The organism is uncultured Jatrophihabitans sp. (genome assembly GCF_964246335.1).
Classification (GTDB): domain Bacteria; phylum Actinomycetota; class Actinomycetes; order Mycobacteriales; family Jatrophihabitantaceae; genus Jatrophihabitans.
On the sequence record NZ_CAXTQF010000072.1, the window covers coordinates 1 to 16,054 of the forward strand.

The 16,054-nt window shown below is 72.7% G+C and carries 15 protein-coding genes; 10 read left to right on the forward strand and 5 right to left on the reverse strand.

Features of this window, described 5'->3' with window-relative positions; translation table 11 throughout:
• Nucleotides 1-1,282 (forward strand): glycosyltransferase family 4 protein (locus ACFFCN_RS16085; RefSeq protein ID WP_375493259.1); only part of this gene is annotated, 1,282 nt, incomplete at its 5' end.
• Nucleotides 1,283-1,388: 106 nt separating this feature from the next.
• On the opposite strand, the gene ACFFCN_RS16090 is transcribed toward ACFFCN_RS16085, so the two are convergent.
• From ACFFCN_RS16090 to ACFFCN_RS16100, 3 genes are read right to left on the reverse strand one after another with little or no spacing between them, the layout of a single operon-like run.
• Nucleotides 1,389-2,141: an inositol monophosphatase family protein gene (locus ACFFCN_RS16090; protein ID WP_375493260.1), complete on the reverse strand. Its 753-nt coding sequence runs from the start codon at nucleotides 2,139-2,141 to the stop codon at nucleotides 1,389-1,391.
• Between the two features lie 10 nt (nucleotides 2,142-2,151).
• Entirely contained in the window at nucleotides 2,152-2,550 is a 399-nt protein-coding gene (locus ACFFCN_RS16095) for a cupin domain-containing protein (protein WP_375493262.1), read from the reverse strand.
• Nucleotides 2,547-4,085: an AMP-binding protein gene (locus tag ACFFCN_RS16100; protein WP_375493280.1), complete on the reverse strand. Its 1,539-nt coding sequence runs from the start codon at nucleotides 4,083-4,085 to the stop codon at nucleotides 2,547-2,549. Before ACFFCN_RS16100 ends, ACFFCN_RS16095 begins: the two co-directional genes overlap by 4 nt.
• Before the next feature lie 162 nt (nucleotides 4,086-4,247).
• Between ACFFCN_RS16100 and ACFFCN_RS16105 the strand changes: the two genes are divergently transcribed.
• The 5 genes from ACFFCN_RS16105 (at nucleotide 4,248) to ACFFCN_RS16125 (ending at nucleotide 9,971) form a co-directional block, all read left to right on the forward strand.
• Nucleotides 4,248-5,069: a menaquinone biosynthetic enzyme MqnA/MqnD family protein gene (locus ACFFCN_RS16105; protein ID WP_375493264.1), complete on the forward strand. Its 822-nt coding sequence runs from the start codon at nucleotides 4,248-4,250 to the stop codon at nucleotides 5,067-5,069.
• A 37-nt stretch (nucleotides 5,070-5,106) separates the two neighbouring features.
• Nucleotides 5,107-6,126, forward strand: a complete 1,020-nt coding sequence (locus ACFFCN_RS16110; RefSeq protein WP_375493266.1) for an alpha/beta hydrolase — start codon at nucleotides 5,107-5,109, stop codon at nucleotides 6,124-6,126.
• A 24-nt stretch (nucleotides 6,127-6,150) separates the two neighbouring features.
• Nucleotides 6,151-7,308, forward strand: a complete 1,158-nt coding sequence (gene mqnC, locus ACFFCN_RS16115; RefSeq protein ID WP_375493282.1) for a cyclic dehypoxanthinyl futalosine synthase — start codon at nucleotides 6,151-6,153, stop codon at nucleotides 7,306-7,308.
• 91 nt (nucleotides 7,309-7,399) lie between these two features.
• Nucleotides 7,400-8,467 (forward strand): polyprenyl synthetase family protein, encoded by a 1,068-nt coding sequence (locus ACFFCN_RS16120; RefSeq protein WP_375493268.1) that lies wholly within the window; start codon nucleotides 7,400-7,402, stop codon nucleotides 8,465-8,467.
• Between the two features lie 16 nt (nucleotides 8,468-8,483).
• Nucleotides 8,484-9,971 (forward strand): phytoene desaturase family protein, encoded by a 1,488-nt coding sequence (locus ACFFCN_RS16125; protein ID WP_375493269.1) that lies wholly within the window; start codon nucleotides 8,484-8,486, stop codon nucleotides 9,969-9,971.
• An 8-nt stretch (nucleotides 9,972-9,979) separates the two neighbouring features.
• On the opposite strand, the gene ACFFCN_RS16130 is transcribed toward ACFFCN_RS16125, so the two are convergent.
• Nucleotides 9,980-10,825 (reverse strand): YhjD/YihY/BrkB family envelope integrity protein, encoded by an 846-nt coding sequence (locus ACFFCN_RS16130; RefSeq protein WP_375493270.1) that lies wholly within the window; start codon nucleotides 10,823-10,825, stop codon nucleotides 9,980-9,982.
• A 29-nt stretch (nucleotides 10,826-10,854) separates the two neighbouring features.
• Here ACFFCN_RS16130 and ACFFCN_RS16135 point away from each other — a divergent pair, with 29 nt between their 5' ends.
• Nucleotides 10,855-11,613 carry a class I SAM-dependent methyltransferase gene (locus ACFFCN_RS16135; RefSeq protein WP_375493271.1) on the forward strand — a complete coding sequence of 253 codons (759 nt, stop codon included), beginning with the start codon at nucleotides 10,855-10,857 and terminating at the stop codon, nucleotides 11,611-11,613.
• Complete coding sequence (locus ACFFCN_RS16140; RefSeq protein WP_375493272.1) at nucleotides 11,610-13,160, forward strand: FAD-dependent oxidoreductase; 1,551 nt, start codon at nucleotides 11,610-11,612, stop codon at nucleotides 13,158-13,160. Before ACFFCN_RS16135 ends, ACFFCN_RS16140 begins: the two co-directional genes overlap by 4 nt.
• Here the strand turns inward: ACFFCN_RS16140 and ACFFCN_RS16145 are convergent.
• Entirely contained in the window at nucleotides 13,132-14,181 is a 1,050-nt protein-coding gene (locus ACFFCN_RS16145) for a DUF5914 domain-containing protein (RefSeq protein WP_375493274.1), read from the reverse strand. The two genes, ACFFCN_RS16140 and ACFFCN_RS16145, sit on opposite strands and share 29 nt — an antisense overlap.
• 71 nt (nucleotides 14,182-14,252) lie before the next feature.
• Between ACFFCN_RS16145 and ACFFCN_RS16150 the strand changes: the two genes are divergently transcribed.
• Both ACFFCN_RS16150 and ACFFCN_RS16155 read left to right on the forward strand, forming a co-directional pair.
• Nucleotides 14,253-15,029 (forward strand): carotenoid biosynthesis protein, encoded by a 777-nt coding sequence (locus tag ACFFCN_RS16150; protein WP_375493276.1) that lies wholly within the window; start codon nucleotides 14,253-14,255, stop codon nucleotides 15,027-15,029.
• A partial coding sequence (locus ACFFCN_RS16155) for a glycosyltransferase (protein ID WP_375493278.1) occupies nucleotides 15,026-16,054 on the forward strand: 1,029 nt, incomplete at its 3' end. The genes ACFFCN_RS16150 and ACFFCN_RS16155, both read left to right, overlap by 4 nt.

Below are 16,054 nucleotides of genomic sequence, written 5' to 3' on the forward strand. Positions count from 1 at the left end.
CGGCCAGCTGCCCCAGAGCGGCGGCATCCCGCGCTACGGCCCCACCGCGCGGCTCGGCGGCGTCGCCCGGCCCTTCGCGTTGCCGGTGCTGCGCGAGGAAACCGCGGCTAGTCGTGTTCTCGCGTCGGCGGTCGATGCGCGCGCAGGCCGGAAGCACCGGGCGCGTCTCGATCGGCCGCGGGTCGTCTACCTCGACCACATCGCGCAGCTGTCCGGCGGCGAGATCGCGCTCGCCCGGATGCTCGCCGCGCTGCCCGACGTCGACGCGCACGTCATCCTCGGCGCGGACGGGCCACTGCGTGCGCAGCTGGAACGCGCCGGTGCTGAGGTCGAGGTCATCGAGCTCGACGCCGGCGCCCGGGACACGCGCCGCGACGTCGCCGTCGGCGCGGGCGGCTTACGGGCAGCGGCTGCGTTGACCGGCCACACCGCCCGGCTCGCGCGTCGCCTGCGTCAGCTGCGTCCCGACGTCGTGCACAGCAACTCGCTGAAGTCCGGCTACTACGGCGCCGCGGCGGCGCGTATCGCCGGCGTCCCGCTCGTCTGGCACCTGCGCGACCGGCTCGTCGACGACTACCTGCCGGCCCGCGCGATCAGCGCGACGCGCGCGCTGCTGCACTCGGCACCTGCCGCGGTGCTGTGTCCGTCGCGGGAGGTCGCGTCGCACGTCGGCGGCCCGGCCGCGGTGGTCCCCGACCCCTACGCCGCGAGCCGACCACCGCGCGAACCCACCGAGAGCCTGCGCACGATCGGCGTCGTCGGACGGATCTCGCCGTGGAAGGGACAGGACGTCGCGCTCCGTGCGTTGGCGCACCTGCCCGACCTGCGGCTGCGCGTCATTGGCAGCCCGATCTTCGGCGAGGACGACTACCTGCAGCAATTGCGAGATCTCGCCGCGGAGCTCGGTGTTGCCGATCGGGTCGACTTCGTCGGCTTCGTCGATGATGTCGAGGACGAACTGCGCAGGCTCGATGCCCTCGTCCACGCCTCGACCGTCGCCGAACCCTTCGGCCAGGTCGTCGTGGAGGGCCTTGCCGCCGGCGTCCCGGTGATCGCAACCGATGCCGGCGGCCCGCGCGAGATCGTCACCGACCACGTCGACGGCCTGCTCGTCGCGCCGGGAGACGCCGACGCGATGGCCGGCGCGCTGCGCGAGCTGGCCGGCGACGCCGCGTTGCGCGCGCAACTGGCCGAAAACGGTGTACGCCGCGCCACCGCCTTCGCGCCGGACGTCATCGGCGCGCAGGTGCAGGCGCTGTACCGCGAGATCCTCGGTTACTGACGTGCGCCCGCGACGGTCGATGGCTTGGTACCCCGCGATCGCGGCCAGTTGATCTTTGACACCGCGCGCGACCGGTACCAAGTGCCGGCGGCCGCCGGGCGCCGGGTCACCCGGTGAGCAACTCGCGCAGCTCGGCGACGGCGCGGCGGTTACCGGCGATGTGCCAGCGGTGCGCGCCGACCTGCACGACCTCGGCAGCGCCGCCCGCCGCCGACACCAGCGCGGCACCCGGCAGCCAGTCCCACGGCAGCGAGTTCGCCTGCGCCGACGCGCCGAGTCGGCCGCTCGCCACGTAAGCCAGCTCCACCGACCCGGAGCCGAGCATGCGCACGGTCGCCGCGCCCTGCATCGCGCGCAGCAGCGGTCGGCGCAGCGCATCGTCCGGCAGGGTCGTCGGGTGCAGGTAGGTGGCCAGCGAGACGTCGGCCAGCGGGCGGTCGGCCAGCTGCGGCAACGGTTGCCCGTCGAGCGCAGTCGGGTCGTCCGGGCCGCCGGTCCACAGTTCACCGGTTGACGGCTGGTAGACGGCACCGAGCGGCTGCGCCCCGGGCGCCGTCAGTGCGAGCGCTGAACACCACACCGGGATGCCGGACAGGAAGTTGTAGGTGCCGTCGACGGGGTCGACGTACCAGGTCCGCGCGTCGCCCGCGTCGGACGTGCCCTCCTCGCCGACGATGCCGTCGGCCGGCCGCTCGGCGCGCAGCCGGGTCACCACGAGTTCTTCGGCTGCGTGGTCGGCGGCGGAGACGACGTCGGACACCGACGTCTTGTGCTCGACGGTCAACCCGTCGCGCAGCATGCGGGCCGCGAGGTCGCCGGCGTCGCGCACGAGCGCGGCCGCGAGCGCGAGGTCCTGCACGGCGTCGACGTTAGCGGCCCGGCAGGTCGTGCCCGGACGTGACGTCGACATGGTCGGGCACGTCGTCGTGCCGGTCGCCGACGTTGACCGTGCCGGTCGGTTCGAACAGCATGATGGACGCGCCGTCGCGGGAGATCGGCTTGTGCTCGATGCCCTTGGCGACGACGAACACCGCACCCCGCGGCAGGGTCACCGTGCGTTCTCCGTCCGGCTCGCGCAGCGCGATCTGCAGCTCGCCGTCGACGACGAGGAAGAACTCGTCCGTGTCGTCGTGGGTATGCCACACGAACTCGCCCTGCACCTTGGCCACGCGCACGTCGTAGTCGTTGACGCGCGTGACGATGCGTGGGCTCCACAGCTGGTCGAACGCGGACAGTGCGTCGGCCAGTCGCGCCGGCTGTTCACTCATGACGCGTCGTAGTGATCCGCGAACCGGTCGCGCAGCACGTTCTTCTGGATCTTGCCGGTCGAGGTCTTCGGCAGCTCGTCGACGACGATCACCGACTTGGGGATCTTGTATCCGTCGATGTGCTCGCGCATCCTCGACCTGACCTCGTCCGCGTCGAGGTCGACGCCGCCCTTCGCCACGACCACGGCGGTGATCGCCTCGGACCAGCGCTCGTGCGGCAAGCCGACGATCACCGCCTCGGCGACGTCCGGCACGGCCGCGTACAGCGCCTTCTCGACCTCGATGGACGCGACGTTCTCGCCGCCGGTCTTGATCACGTCCTTGCGTCGGTCGCTGAACCACAGCATGCCGTCGTCGGCGAGCCGGCCGACGTCGCCGGAGTGGAACCAGCCGTGCGCGAACGCTGCAGCCGTCGCCTCGTCGTTCTTGAGGTAGCCGTTCAGCGCGTGCGGGCCGCGGTACACGATCTCGCCCTCCTCGCCGCGCGGCAGCAGTTCGCCGTCGGGGTCCATGATGCCGATCTGCACGTTGACGACCTGCGTGCCCACCGCACCGGAGTGCGACAACTGGTGCTCCGGGCGGAAGAAGGTCGTCACGGGGCTCATCTCCGTCTGGCCGAACGCGAGGTAGAAATCGCAGCCGAACACGTCCAGGCAGGCGCGCAGCAACGCGTCCGGCATCGGCGCCATCGCGTACGCGGCCTTGCGCAACGACGACAGGTCCCGCTCGCGGATGTCGGGGCGGTCGACGAGCGCGCGGTACATCATCGGCAGCGCGAACATGCGCTCGATGCGCTCGCCTTCGACCAGCGCGAGCAGGGCGTCCGGGTCGAAGCCGCGCAGCAGGTACTGCGTGGCGCCCATCATGACGGCGGGCGTGCCGAAGCCGTTGAGCTGCGCCGTGTGGAACAGCGGCATCAGGCAGGCGATGCGTTCGCCGGCGTGCATGCCGGTCTCCGCCGCGACCATCAGCGACTCGAGGTAGATCGCGGTGTGGCTGCCGACCACGCCCTTGGGGAACGACGTCGTGCCGCTGGTGTACAGGTAGCTGAGGGCGTCGCGTTCGTCGACGTAAACGTCGGGAGCAGTGGTGCTCGTTGCGCAGAGGTCGTCGAACGTGCGCCAGTCGCGATCGGGCAGCGATTGTCCGTAGGGCGCGCCGGTGCCCGGGGCGACGACGATGTCATGCACCGCAGGCACCTTCTCCACGCCGGGGAGGATCTGCTCGAGCAACTGCGCCTCCACCACCAGGCCGCGCGCACCCGAGTGGTCGAGCACGTACGCCACCTCGTCCGCGCGCCAGCCGAGGTTGAGCGGCACGCAGACGACGCCGGTCTTCGCGCAGGCGAAGTAGGTGACCAGGAACTCGCAACTGTTGCCCGACGCCAGGCCCAGCGCGTCACCGCGCGCATAACCGCGGGCGAGCAACCCGTTTGCCACCTGGTTCACCCGCTCGTCGAGCTGGCGATAGTTCCACCGACGGTCGCCGTCGACGACCGCGAGCTGGTCGGGCATGCGGGCAGCCGTACGGGTCATTGCGTCACCCACGTTCACCCGGGTGATCAGGTTTCGGGCAAGCTCGAAATCGTCCACCGGACGACTGTGGCACACGTCACTGTTGGCCGACAGCGCTGCTGCCGGCAAGCGGCGCTGACACTGCCGGTCACCGGGTCATCGCCCCGGCGTAACGTCGATCATGTGGCGGTCAGCCGTCCGCGCGTCGGACACATCCAGTTCCTCAACTGCCTGCCGATCTACTGGGGCCTCGTCCGGGCCGGTGCGCTGCTCGACGTGGAGCTCACGAAGGACACGCCGGACCACCTCAACGACATGCTCATGGCAGGCGAGCTCGACATCGGCCCGATCTCGCTGGTCGAGTACCTGCGCAACGCCGAGGACCTCGTGCTGCTGCCGGACATCGCGATCGGCTCGGACGGCCCGGTGCTGTCGGTGAACCTCGTCTCCCAGGTGCCGCTGCACGAACTGGACGGCCGCCGCGTCGCGCTCGGCTCCACCTCACGGACCTCGGTGCTGCTCGCGCGCATGTGGCTCGAGCAGGTGCACGGGGTGCGCCCTGAGTACTTCGGCTGCCCGCCGGAACTCGGCTCGATGCTGCGCGAGGCCGATGCCGCCGTGCTCATCGGCGACGCCGCGCTGCGCGCCACCTACCAGGCACCGCGCGACGGCCTGGCAGTGCACGATCTCGGCGCGGCCTGGCGGCAGTGGTCCGGGCTGCCGATGGTGTTCGCCGTCTGGGCCGCCCGCCGCGACTACGCCGAGGCGCACCCCGGGCTGGTCAAGGACGTGCACGGCGCGTTCGTGCGCAGCCGGGACGACGCGCTCGCGCACGTCGAGGACGTCGCCGACGCCGGTGCCCGCTGGGAGGTCTTCGACGCGACGACCCTGGCCACCTACTTCCGGGCGCTGGATTTCTCGCTGGGCGAGCGGCAGGTGGCGGGCCTGCAGGAGTTCGCGCGTCGCGCCGGGATGCCCGTGCAGCCGCTCTTCGCGCAGGTGTGACCGCGGCCGTCACCGCGTCGGCTGCGAGGATGACGAGGTGAGTGAGCTCCCCCAACTCGACGCCGACGTGGCCAAATGGTTGCTGAAGATCCTTCCCGACCGCGATCCCGCGACCGTCGACGAGGCGCGGCAGGCGTCGCGCACGTCGAACGCGGCGGCGCTCGAGCTGATGGACCCCACGCTGATGCCGGCCAGCGAGGAGGACACCGAGGTACCGGCGGACGCCGACAGTGCGGCCATCCCGATCCGTGTCCTTCGCCCGGCCGTCGACCCGGATGCCGCGCAGCGGGTCGTCGATCGCACCCCGATGGCGACGATCGTCTACTTCCACGGCGGCGGGTGGGTCGTCGGTGACCTCGACACGCACCTCGGGCACGCGCGGCGCATCTGCACGCAGGCGCACGCCGTGGTCGTGTCCGTCGACTACCGCCGTGCCCCCGAGCACCGGTTCCCGGCCGCGTTCGACGATGCCGTCCGGGCCACCGGGTGGGTCGCGCAGCGGCTCGCCGAGTTCGGCGGCAACGACCAGCTCGTGGTCGCCGGGGACAGCGCCGGCGGTCAACTCGCGGCCTCGGTGGCGATCGCGCGCCGCGACGCCGGGCAACCGCTGAGCGGCCAGCTGCTCCTCTACCCCGTCACCGATGTCGCCGGGCGCTACACCGACGAGCAGATCAACGCCGGTTACATGTCCCGGTGGGCCTCCAACTCGCGGTTCGGCCTCACCCTCGAAGGCATGATCAATTTCGCCGAGACGTACGTGAACGCCGAGGACGCCGCCGACTGGCGGGTGTCGCCCAAGCGTGCCGCCGACCTGCACGGCGTCGCCCCGGCGGTCATCCACACCTCGACGCTCGACGTGCTGCGCACCGAGGGCAACTTCTACGGCGACGACCTGCGCGCGGCAGGCGTGGACGTGATCAGCCGGGAGCACCCGTCGCTGAACCACTCCTACTTCGGCATGGGTGGAGTGTCCGCGGTGGCCGATGCCGCCGCCGCACAGGCCGCCGAGGACCTGCTCGAAGTGCTGGGCCGCAACGCCGCCCGACCGCCGACGTAGGCTGACTCCGTGACGATTTCGGGCATGCTCGAGCGCGCCGCAACAGGCGGGCGCATCACGCCGGACGAAGCGCTGCTGCTCTACACCGACGCGCCACTGCACGCGCTAGGCGAGACCGCCGACGCGGTGCGCAAGCGTCGCTACCCGGACGACGTCGCCACCTACATCATCGACCGCAACATCAACTACACCAATGTGTGCGTCACCGCGTGCAAGTTCTGCGCCTTCTACCGCGCGCCCGGGCACAGCGAGGGCTGGACGCACCCGCAGGAGGAGATCCTGCGCCGCTGCGCCGAAGCAGTCGATCTCGGCGCCACGCAGATCATGCTGCAGGGCGGCCACTCGCCCGAGCTCGGCATGGAGTGGTACGAGCAGACGTTCGCCGCCATCAAGCGCGAGCAGCCGACGCTGACGCTGCACTCACTGGGTGCGTCCGAGGTCGTGCACATCGCGCGCACGTCCGGGCTGGACTTCGGCACGGTCATCGCACGGCTGCGCGACGCGGGCCTCGACTCGTTCGCCGGCGCGGGCGCGGAGATCCTCGTCGACCGCCCGCGCACCGCGATCGCGCCGCTCAAGGAGAAGGGCGCGGTGTGGCTGGACGTCATGGAGACCGCGCACGGGCTCGGCATGGAGTCCACGGCGACGTTCATGATGGGCACCGGCGAGACCGCGGCCGAGCGCATCGAGCACCTGCGGATGATCCGCGACGTGCAGGACCGCACCGGCGGCTTCCGCTCCTTCATCCCGTGGACGTACCAGCCGGAGAACAACCACCTGAAGGGCCGTACGCAGGCGACGTCGCTGGAGTACCTGCGGATGGTCGCCGTCGCCCGGCTCTTCTTCGACAACGTGAACCACCTGCAGGGCTCGTGGCTCACGACCGGCAAGGACATCGGCCAGTTGACCCTGCACTTCGGCGCGGACGACCTCGGCTCGGTGATGCTCGAGGAGAACGTGGTGTCCTCGGCCGGCGCCCGGCACCGGTCGAACCGCACCGAACTGATCGACCTGATCCGCGGCGCGGGGCGCATCCCGGCACAGCGCGACACGCTGTACCGCCACCTCGTCGTGCACCGCGACCCCGCGGACGACCCGGTGGACGCGCGGGTGCACTCGCACTTCAGCTCGACCCTCACCGGCCGCACCCTGCCGCTCGCTCAGCCCGCGGTCGCCTCCTGAGCGAGACGGCCGTGACTAGACTCGGCCGCGGAGCTGAAACAGGCAGCTGACCGCCCCGGCCGTCGTGGTCCGATGATGGAAGTCGCTGCCGTTGAGCACGTCCCTTGAACCTGACGACGTCGCCGCGCCGCCGCCCGGTCTCGATCTCTGGGCCGGTTGCGCCGCGCTGCGACCGCCGCTCGAGCGTCGCCTGCACGAGGCGGTCGACGACCTGTGCCACCCATTGGACGGCCCGCTCGGCCGGATCGTCTTCGCGCCCGGCAAGCGGCTGCGGCCCGCGCTCACCCTGGCCTTCGCCACCCACCTGACCGCCGGCGCCCCGACACTGGACCAGCGCAGCAGAGCGCTCGACCTCGCGGTGTCGGTCGAGTTGCTGCACAGCGCGACGCTCGTGCACGACGACCTCATCGACGCGGCGTCCACCCGGCGCGCGGCACCCACGGTGAACGCCGCGGACGGGACGGCCGCCGCCGTGGTGGGCGGGGACTCGCTCATCGCCGCCGCGTTCGTCACCGCGGCGAGCGGCGGGCGGCACTGCACGTCCCTGCTCGTCGACACGCTGCTCGAGCTGTGCCACGGCGAGGCCATGCAGAACTCGCTGCGCTTCGACGCCGATGCGGCGGCCGACGTGGTGCTCGACGTGGCGCGGTCCAAGACCGGCAGCCTGATGCGCGCGGCCTGCGAGTTCGGCGCCTACGCGGCCGGCGCGGACGTCGACGTGTGCGTGCACGCCGGGCGCTTCGGCGAGCAGTTCGGGCTCGTCCTGCAGCTCGTCGACGACCTGCTCGACATCGTGTCCACCCCGGCGCTGGCCGGCAAGCCCGTCGGCGTCGACTTCACGTCCGGGGTGATCACGCCGCCCGCGGTGGCGGCGATGGACCTGCACCCGGAACTACGCGCCCTGCTCGTGCGGAACCCGGACGACCTCGCCCGCGCGCGGTCCACCGCCCTGCTGCGCTCCGCCGACGCCGTGCGGGCCGGCGTGCAGCTCGCGTTCGAGCATGCACGGGATGCGCGCGACACCCTCGCCCCGGTGTGCCGCAGCCACCCCGGGACGCAGGAACTCGCGCTCGCACCGGAGCGCTACGTGTGGCACCAGCTGACGACCCGGGTGGATCCCGCGTTGGCGCAGCTGCTTCCTGACCGGCGCGCGTCGTGACCCGGCCGCGCCGCTGATGGCGAAGGTCGTGGTGATCGGCGCCGGGGTCGGTGGTCTGGCCGCAGCGGCGCGGCTCGGCGCCGCCGGGCACGACGTGACGATCTGCGAGGCCGCCGGCAACGCCGGAGGCAAGCTCGGGTGCCACGAGGAGCGCACGCCGGCCGGCAGGTTCCGCTTCGACGTCGGCCCGACGCTGCTGACGCTGCCGCACGTCTTCACCCGACTTTTCGACGACACCGGCGATCCGCTGGATTCGGTGCTCTCGCTCGACCGGCTGGACCCGATCGTGCGGCACCGGTTCGCGGACGGCGCGCAGGTCGACACGACGAGTGACCCGGCGCGGCAGCGCGCGTGTTTCGACGACGCGTTGGGGGCGGGTACCGGCGCGGCCTGGCAGCGGTTGCTCGATCGCGGTGCGGCGATCTGGCGTGCCGTCGAACAACCGGTGTTCGGCGCGGCGTCGTCCGGCAGCAGCGCGTTCTCGCTCGGACGTCGGGCGTGGCGGCTCGCCGACGTACGCGCCGTCGCCCCCGGGCGCACGCTGCGCGGTCTTGCCCGCACGCTGCTGCCCGACCCGCGCCAACAGCTGATGCTCGAGCGATACGCGACCTACGTCGGGTCCGACCCGCGGCGTGCGCCGGCCGCGCTCGCCGTGACCGCGTACCTCGAGCATGCGTTCGGTGGGTGGTACGTGCGTGGCGGCCTGCACCGTCTTGCCGAGGCGCTCGTCGCGCGGACGCAGGAACTCGGGGTGCGCCTGCGGCTGAACACGCGGGTCGCCGGTGTCGAGGTCACCGGCGGGCGGGTGTCGGCGGCGCAACTCGACGACGGCGCGCGGCTGCCCGCCGACGTGGTGGTGTCCGACGCCGACGCCGAGCTTCTGTACACCGCGCTGAACCCACGCCCGCGCGTACCCACCGCCGACTCGCTCAGCGGCTTCGTGATGCTGCTCGGTCTGCGCGGGAGCACGCCGGGACTGGCACAGCACACCGTGCTGTTCGCCCCGACGACCTACGACGACGAGTTCGACGCCGTGTTCGGCCGCCCTGCGCGACCTGTCGCCGATCCCGTCGTCTACCTCCACGCGCCGCGCGACGCGTCGTGCGCGCCGGCTGGACACGAAGCGTTGTACGTGCTGGTCAACGCACCGCGGCACGGCGCGCCGGCCGACGGCGGACATGTCGATTGGACGTCGCCGGGCGCCGCCGACCGGTATGCGGATCACGTCGTGCAGGTACTCGCGCGGCGCGGCACCGACCTGCGCGACCGCATCGTGTTCCGTCACCTGCGCACGCCCGCCGATCTGGAACGGGACACGTCGGCGCCGGGCGGCGCGATCTACGGCCGGGCGCAGCACGGCGCGCTGGCGCCGCTGCGCCGCCCGGCGAACCGTTCCCGCACCCAAGGTCTCTTCCTCGTCGGCGGCTCCACGCATCCGGGCGGCGGCCTGCCGCTGGTGGCGCTGTCGGCGCAGGGCGTCGCCGCCGAGGTGGGCACCGCATGACCCACCGCTCAGCCGTCGAGGCGCGGCAACGGGTATTCGTGCAACTGCAGCGCGAGTGCGTAACCCAGCAGCACGACGAGGTGCAGCAGGTAGGCCAGGAACGCCAGCGCGGCGATCGCCGCCGCGGCGTCGTATCCGCCATACGCGTGGGCGAAGCCGTCGATGACGCGCACGGCGGCGACGTAACCCAGCGTCTGGCCGGCGAACCAACTCGCCGCGGCGCCGGCCGCGAACAGCAGCGGACCCACCCGGATCGGTGTGCTGGCGAACAACCGGTAGATCAGCGCGAGCGTCGTCACGGCGGCGAAGAACAGGACGTTGAACGCCACCAGGATGCCCAGCAGGCGCGGTCCCGTTCCGTGCCCGAACGGGTCGAAGAGCAACGGACGCACAGCCGCGACCAGGGTCAGCACGACGGCGAGGACGAGCGCGACGAACACCACGGTCAGCGCACGTCCGCGCAGACTGCGCGAACGGCGCTCCGGCGCACCGGAGAACCGTTCGAGACTGCGCACCGTCCCCTCGGCATACAGGGAGGCCGGCACCAGCGCCGCCAGCACGCCCCACCAGCTCGCGCCGGCCGCCGCGTGGGTGAACGTCACGATGCCGCGGTCGAGATGGATCGGGCCGGGCACGAAGCGCGCCACGCCCGCACCGGTGCGGATCACCTCGTGCTCGCCCAGCAGCGCTGCGGCGACGCGCGTGCCGATCGCCAACAGCGGCACCAGGCCGAAGACCGCGTAGCAGGTCATCGCCGCGGCCACGACCATCACGTCCGACGCGCTCGCGCGTTGCCGTACGCCCCCGACGACCTCACGCACCGCGTCCCGCACCCGGATGCGCCGCCTCAGCACGGGCGGCCACCGTGCGCAGGCGTGCCGTCGTGACGCGACGACCCCGCGGCGGCCGAGTGGAGCTGACCACCGCGCAGCTCGCCGAGGAGTTCGACGCGACGGGACCGCGCTACGACGCGATGGTGTCGCGCAATCCGGGCTATCACGAGCAGCTGCGCACCGCGGCGCAGATCGTGGCGGACAGCCTGCCCCGGCATGGCACGCGCACGGTCGTCGACCTCGGCTGCGGCTCCGGCGCGTCCACGGCGGCGCTCACCGACGCAGTCGATGCGCAGGTGCAGATCGTCGGCGTGGACAACTCGGCCGGCATGCTCGGCGCGGCCCGGGCGAAGAGCTGGCCGCCGACGACTCGGTTCGTCCACGGCGCGGCGGGTGAGCTGGCCGCGCGCGGCGCTGAATGGGAGCTGCCCGCGCAGGTCGACGCCGTGCTCGCCTGCTACCTGTTCCGCAACGTCGTCGATCCGGACGCGGCGCTGTCCGACGTGTACGACGCGCTCGTTCCCGGCGGCACGCTGGTGGTGCAGGACTACACCCTGGCGGGCTCGGTGCGCGCCGCGCTGACGTGGACGCTCGTGTGCTGGCTCGTCGTGATCCCGCTGAGCCTCGTCCTCACCCGCCGCACCCGGCTCTACCGCTATCTGTGGCACAGCGTGCTGCGCTTCGACGCCGAGACGCGCTTCCGGGACCGGCTGGTCGCGGCCGGGTTCGCGCCGGTGAGCGTGCAGCAGGCCGACGGCTGGCAGCGCGGTGTGCTGCACACGTTCGTCGCCGTCAAGCCGCTCCGATGAGCGGGCAGGTCACGTCGCGCCCCGGCCGGGACCGGCGCGCCGTGCGGCACGCCGGCGCCCCGGGCAGGCTGCGCGACGATGTGGACCGGCACGTCGTGGTCGTGGGCGGCGGCATCGCCGGGCTCGCCGCGGCGACGGCACTGGCCGAACGCGGCGTGCGGGTGACCGTCCTGGAACGCGAACCGCAACTCGGCGGTCGCGTCGCCGCGTGGCCGGTGCAGCGCGACCCCGGCGACACCGGCGACACCGTCACGATGAGCCGCGGCTTCCACGCGTTCTTCCGGCAGTACTACAACCTGCGGTCGCTGCTGAAGCGCGTCGACGCGCACCTGCGGTTCCTGCGGCCGGTCGGCGACTACCCGTTGCTGTCCGCCGACGGAACGCGCGAGTCGTTCGCCGGGCTGCCGAAGGCCCCGCCGCTGAACATGGCCGCGTTCCTCCTGCGCAGCAAGGCGTTCCGGCTGCGCGAGGTCGCGGACATCGACACCGTCGCCGCGCGTGAACTCATCGACGTCGACTTCCCGGCCACCTTCGCCGCGCACGACGCGGAGAGCGCCGCGCAGTTCCTGGACCGGTTGCGCTTCCCGGCCGGCGCGCGGCATCTGGCGCTCGAGGTGTTCGCGCGCAGCTTCTTCGCCGACCCGGAGGACTTCGGGGCCGCGGAGTTGATCGCGATGTTCCACGGTTATTTCACCGGCTCGTCCGAGGGTCTGCTGTTCGACGTGCCGGACGACGACTACGACTCGGCTATCTGGGCGCCGTTGGGTCGCTACCTGCACCGGCTCGGCGTCGATGTGCACACCGGCGCGCCCGTCGAGTCGGTGGAGTCCGGCGCCGACGGCGTCGTGGTGAGCGCGGACGGCGGGCAGACGCACGCCGACGCGGTGGTGCTGGCCGCCGACCTTCGCTCCACGCAGCACCTGTTGGCGCCGGAGCCCGCACTGCGCGGTGCCGACGACAAGTGGCGGGTACGGCTCGCCGCGCTGCGCACGGCGCCGCCGTTCGCGGTCTGGCGGCTGTGGTTCGACGGCCCGGCCGCGGCGAACCGGTCGGCGTTCCTCGGCACCGCCGGCTTCGGGCTCGTCGACAACATCAGCGTCCTGGAGCGCTTCGAGGCCGGCGCGGCGGCATGGGTGCAGCGCACCGGCGGATCGGTTGTGGAGCTGCACGCCTACGCCTTGCCGCCCGACGTCGACGCGGCAGACGCACGCGCCCGGATGCTCGCGACATTGCGCTCGATCTATCCCGAGTACGCGCGGCACGAGATCACCGGCGAGGAATTCCTGCAGCGGGAGGACTGCCCGCTGATCGACCAGGCGCCGTGGTTCGACCGGCCCGACGTCACCACCCCGGACCCGCGCGTCGTGCTCGCCGGCGACGGCGTGCGCTGCGACTACCCGGTGGCACTGATGGAGCGGGCCGCGACCACCGGTCTGCAGGCGGCCAACCGGTTGCTCGCCGACTGGGGTCTCGCCGGCCACGACCTGTGGACGGTGCCGTTGCGCGGCCGGCACGTGATCAGGCGTGCCGGGCATCGGGGGACGTGACCTCGTGCCGCAGCAGCCGCAGTCCGCGCTCGCCCGCGCGCAACTCGTAGCGACGCTCGGCGTACACCATGTCGTCGACCCACAACCGGCGTGCCACGCGGCGCATCGCCGGGCGCATCAGCGACTGCAGCCGCCGCGCAGCCTGGAACCCGCTGCGCTCGGAGTGGGCAATCGTCGCCTCGATGACATCCGTGACGGGCGCGCCGAGGTGGTCGGTGCCGATCGGCGTCGCGTGCGTCTCCACCACGCTGCCGGCGCCCTCGCCGTCGACGATGTGCATCGCGATCGTCCGCGCGTCCGGGCAGGAGAACTCCGCGCGCACCGGCACGCCCCACTTCGTGCCGAGCCGGAAGGTCACGTCGAGCGCCAGCGTGTCGTACGTGCTCGCCGCCTCGTCGACGCGCAGGTGGCTGAACGCGTAGGGGTGGAACCACGACCCGTGCCACGGGTCGAGCCGGTTGGCGATCACGTCCTGCGGTTCGCACCGGCCACGCAGGCGGATCACGGCGGCGACCGACTGCGCCGGCGGTGGACGCCGCGTCAGCCGCGGCTGATCGATCGCGGTCTCGCCCCGCGTCGGCAGGCGCACCCAGACGAGCACGCCGTCGTCGACGGCGGGGTACGGGCGCCAGTCGGGCAGGCCCTGCGGGGTCAACGCGAGCCCGTGCCAGCGGCAGTGCACCACGCTGCCCGTGACCGGGCACCCGTCCAGCCGCGCGCCGAGGTGCGGGCACGCGCCCGGACCGGCGTGCAACGTCGCGTCCGGCGCGCGCCAGAACATGACCTCCTGCCCGGCGACGTCGCGCACCGTCGACGTCCCGGCAGCGACGTCTGCCGAGGTCGCGGCGACGTACCAGCCGCCGGGATCACGCGCCTGCGCGTGCTGCAGGCAGGCCTCGATGCGCTCCGGATCGGCCTGCCGCCACGTGGCGGCGAGGCGGTGCGGCGGTGGGGCGGGCACCCGCTCGAGCGGGATTCGCCGGCCGGACGACGGTTCTCGCGACGGCCCGGCACTGCGCATCGCGCACTCCACTTCGGCTGCGCCGGTGCGTTTTACCGACATTTGCGAGCCTACGACGGCGCGGCCGAACGATGACCGCTACGTCCTTGCGTGCTGCGGTGTCGGTGGCAGGTGTGCGGCATCCGCAGCTCGCGCCGCTCGCGCTCGTCGCTCCGCTGGTCGGGTTGCAGATCGCGTATCCGCTCGTGCACGGCTCGGCGCGTACCCGCCTCGCCGTCCTCATCGTCGTGGCGTTCGGGCTGGTGTGCGTCACGCACCTGGTGTTGACCCGCGGCTACCGCACCGCCTGCGGCGTGCTCGCGGCCACTGCGGGCGTGGGGTTGGTGATCGAGGTCGTCGGAGTGCACACCGGCGTGCCGTTCGGTGACTACCGCTACTCCGCTGCGCTCGGTCCGCAGCTGTTCGGCGTGCCGTGGCTCGTGGGTCTCGCCTGGACGATGGTCGCGTGGCCGGCTGCTGCCGCCGCGCGCCGGCTCGTCCGGAATCCGCTCGCCCGGGTGCTGGTCGGCGCCTGGGCCACGGCGGCGGCGGACCTGTTCCTCGACCCGCAGCTCGTCGCGCTGGGCGCGTGGCGCTGGGCCCATCGCGCGCCGCACCTACCCGGCGTCGACACCGTGCCGCTGACCAACTACGTCGGCTGGTTGGTTGCTGCCCTGGTCGTCTCGGCCCTGGTGCAGCGCGTTATGGGGGACGGGCCGGACGCCGTGCCGATCGGGCTCTACCTGTGGATGTGGGCCGGGTGGGCGGTCGCGCACGCCTGCTTCCTGGACATGCCCGGTTCGGCCGCGTGGGGGACCGTCGGCATGGGACTCGTCGCGGTACCGCTGGCCGCGCGCCTGTTGCGGTGAAGGTGCTCGCTGCGCTCGGCGCCGGACTGGCGGCGGCGGGCGCGGTGCAGTCGCTGACGAACGCACGGGCGCTACGCCGACCTGTTGCGGATCCTGACGCGTCACCCGCGCGCGTGCCGGTGCTGATCCCCGCGCGGGACGAGGCTGCGCACATCGGTGCCTGCGTGCAGGCGTTGCGGGGTCAGGGCCGGGTGACGGTGCTGGACGACGCGTCGAGCGATGCCACCGCGCAGCTCGCGCGCGCAGCGGGCGCGCACGTCGTGCCCGGCACCCCGTTGCCGCCGGGCTGGCTCGGCAAGCCGTGGGCCTGCGCCCAACTCGCCGCCGCGGCGGACGGCTGCGCGGACGTGTTGGTCTTCGTCGACGCCGATGTCCGCGTGGCGCCGGGCGGTGTCCAGGCCGCCGTCGCGCTGCTCGAGACCGCGGGCCTGGACGTCCTGACCATGTTCCCGCGGCAGATCGCCCGGAGCGGTGCCGAGCGGTTGCTGCAACCGCTGCTGCAGTGGTCGTGGATGACGTTGCTGCCGCTGCGCCTGGCCGAGCGCTCGCCGCGCCCGTCACTGGCCGCGGCATGCGGGCAGTTCGTGGTGATCCGCCGCGCGGCGTTGGCGCGAGTTGGCGGCTTCGCGGCGTTGCGCGGCGCGGTACTCGACGACCTCGCACTGGTGCGCGCCGTCAAGGCCGGCGGTGGTCGGGTCGCGGTGGCCGACGGTTCGGGCGTCGCCGGCTGCCGGATGTACGACGGTTGGCCGCAGGTGCGTGACGGCTACACGAAGTCGCTGTGGTCGGCGTACGGCACACCGCGTGGTGCGGCGGCGGGCGCAGCCGTGCTCGCGCTCGGCTGGGTCGTGCCCGCCGTCGCGGCGCTGCGCGGCTCGCGGATCGGGGCACTGGGTTATGCGGCAGGCGTGCTCTCGCGCGTCGTCGCAGCACGCTGCACCGGCGGCCGCGCCTGGCCGGACGCGCTCGTGCACCCGCTGTCGGTGAGCGCACTGAACTGGCTGACGCTGCGCTCGGTGTTGCTG